At 72.8% G+C, this 2,783-nt stretch carries 2 protein-coding genes and 1 pseudogene; 2 read left to right on the top strand and 1 reads right to left on the bottom strand.

Features of this window, described 5'->3' with window-relative positions; all coding sequences use genetic code 11:
* Positions 1 to 100: 100 nt before the first annotated feature.
* Together FNH04_RS44240 and FNH04_RS44245 are read left to right on the top strand one after the other, a co-directional pair.
* Positions 101 to 1,318, top strand: a complete 1,218-nt coding sequence (locus FNH04_RS44240) for an adenosine deaminase (RefSeq protein ID WP_152791876.1) — start codon at positions 101 to 103, stop codon at positions 1,316 to 1,318.
* Positions 1,319 to 1,356: 38 nt separating this feature from the next.
* Positions 1,357 to 2,106 (top strand): glycerophosphodiester phosphodiesterase, encoded by a 750-nt coding sequence (locus FNH04_RS44245; protein WP_152791877.1) that lies wholly within the window; start codon positions 1,357 to 1,359, stop codon positions 2,104 to 2,106.
* On the opposite strand, the pseudogene FNH04_RS44250 reads toward FNH04_RS44245, so the two are convergent.
* Positions 2,088 to 2,783: pseudogene (locus tag FNH04_RS44250) on the bottom strand (sigma-70 family RNA polymerase sigma factor); the annotation flags it as partial. The gene FNH04_RS44245 and the pseudogene FNH04_RS44250 overlap by 19 nt on opposite strands.

Genomic DNA, 2,783 nt, shown 5'->3' on the forward strand with positions numbered 1-2,783 from the left:
CGGTGAGGGAGTCCCCTGGTCAGGGCCCGGGCCGTCCGGCGCCTGGGGCGTCTGTGCCTCGTCGGCCATGCACGGGATCCCCTCTGTCGTACGTTCCGTCATGCTACGGCCCGCGCCTCCCCCGCACGGGCCGCCCGCCTACGATGATCCCCGAGTCATCGATCAGCCGATCACCCGCGTCTCCCGGCCCCGGCCGGGGCGACGCCGTTCCCGGGGAGGAACCTTGACCGACCACCGCGCCGTACCCGACGGCCCGACCGGCCCCACCAGTGACGCCGGCTCCGCCGCCCGCGACCTGCACGCCTTCATCGCCGGACTGCCCAAGGCCGAACTGCACGTGCACCACGTCGGCTCCGCCTCCCCCCGTATCGTCTCCGAGCTGGCCGCCCGCCACCCCGACTCCCAGGTGCCCACCGACCCCGAGGCCCTCGTCGACTACTTCACGTTCACGGACTTCGCCCACTTCATCGACGTGTACCTGTCCGTGGTCGACCTCATCCGCACCCCCGAGGACGTCCGGCTGCTGACGTACGAGGTCGCGCGGGACATGGCCCGCCAGCAGGTGCGCTACGCCGAGCTGACCATCACCCCGTACTCCTCCACCAAGCGCGGCATCGACGCACGCGCCTTCATGGACGCGATCGAGGACGCCCGCAAGGCGGCCGAGGCCGACTTCGGGACCGTACTGCGCTGGTGCTTCGACATCCCCGGGGAAGCGGGACTGGCCTCCGCCGACGAGACGGTCCGGCTGGCCACGGACGACGCTCTCCGCCCGGAGGGCCTGGTCTCGTTCGGGCTCGGCGGGCCCGAGATCGGCGTGCCGCGGCCGCAGTTCAAGCCGCACTTCGACCGGGCCGTCGCCGCCGGCCTTCACTCCGTGCCGCACGCGGGTGAGACCACGGGCCCCGAGACGGTCTGGGACGCCCTGACCGAGCTGCGCGCCGAGCGCATCGGGCACGGCACCAGCTCCGCGAAGGACCCGAAGCTCCTCGCCCATCTCGCCGAGCACCGTATCGCCCTGGAGGTCTGCCCGACCTCCAACATCGCCACCCGCGCGGTCCGCACGCTCGACGAGCACCCGATCAAGGAGTTCGTGCGGGCCGGGATCCTGGTCACGATCAACTCGGACGACCCGCCGATGTTCGGTACGGACCTGAACAACGAGTACGCCGTCGCCGCCCGCCTCCTCGACCTCGACGAACAGGGGCTGGCCGCGCTCGCGAAGAACGCGGTGGAGGTGTCCTTCCTGGACGCGGCGGGCAAGGCGCGGATCATGGACGAGATCGACACGTACACCGCCGCCTGGCTCGCTCCCTGAGTCGTCGGGGCCATCGGGCGGTCCACCACAATGGGCCCATGCGCACCGTGACAGCCGTGGCCCATCGCGGCGACCCCTACCGTGTCCGCGAGAACACGATCGGCTCCCTGCGCTCCGCGCTCCTCGCGGGCGCGGACGCGGTGGAGATCGACGTACGGCTGACCGGGGACGGGGTGCCCGTCCTGCTGCACGACGCGACCCTGAAGCGGCTGTGGGAGCAGGACCGGCCGCTGGCCGCGCTCTCCTCGGCCGAGGTGCGGGGGCTCACCGGCGGCGGGGTGCCGACCCTCGCGGACGCGCTGCTCGCCACCGGGGACAGCCGGCTGATGATCGACCTGCCGGGACGGGCGGACCCCGGGGCGGTGCGGCGGGTCGTGGACGTCGTCCGTGAGTGCGGGGCGCAGGAGCGGGTCTACTACTGCGCGGGCGCCGCCACGATGCTCGCCGTACGCGCCGCCGCCCCCGCCGCCGAGATCGCCCTGACCTGGACGACCCTCGCCCCGCCGCGTCCCGCGCTGCTGGACGCCGTACGCCCGCGCTGGCTCAACTACCGCTTCGGCCTCGTGACCCGGGACCTGGCCGCCCGCGTCCACCGGGACGGCTACCTGCTGTCGGTGTGGACCCCCGACACCCGCCGCTCGATGCGCCGGCTGCTGGACGCGGGGGTCGACTCGATCACCACGAATCGGATCGACACCCTGCACGGGCTGCGGACACGGACACGGGAGGCGAACGGCACCGAGCGGCCCAAAGTCGGCTATGGAGCCGGCTACACGCGGGAGCGCTGAGGCACCGTCGCCGCGTCGTCCGGGGTCTTGCGGGTGAGGTACTGCGGCACGGGTGCCGTGTCCTTTCCGTTGTCGCGGACGAGGCCGTAGCGGATCGCGCCCTGGTCGGGGCCGGTCGTGACGTCCTTGTTCACGTCGTCCCAGGTCCTGGGGAAGACGCTCACGCCGTAGTCGGCGCCCCGCTCGTTCTGGACGAGGGTGACGGTGCCGTCGAGGTAGAAGTACTCGTTCTGCCACATCTGCTGGGTGCCGGATGGCAGGACGGCGTATCCGGTGTCCGGGCCGCCCATGCCGGTGGTGCCGTCGTCGCCCAGGGGGTCGTCCATGCGGCGGCCGCCGCCCGACGCCACATGGAAGAGCTTGCCCTTCAGCCCGGTCCAGGCGGGCATGACCAGGGCGCCCGCCCGGTACTGCGGCGAGATCTGCCAGCGCACCAGGACATAGCCCTCGCCCTTGAGCGTGACGCTGTCCCCGCGGTGGTTCATCACGGTCTGGTGGCCGCCGGAGCTGGTGACGCCGGACTCGGGCCGGCGCGGCAGGTCCGCCGGCCGCGTGTCCGGGTCGGGGGCCTTGTCGACGGCGTCGACGACCGTGCCGTACAGGTCGGGCTTCTTCGCCTTCGTCCGTGACGGTGAGGGTGACGCGGAAGGAGTGGCCGAGGGGGCGGGGGCCGGGGC

Source organism: Streptomyces phyllanthi, assembly GCF_009377205.1.
In the GTDB taxonomy this organism is placed as follows: domain Bacteria; phylum Actinomycetota; class Actinomycetes; order Streptomycetales; family Streptomycetaceae; genus Streptomyces; species Streptomyces phyllanthi.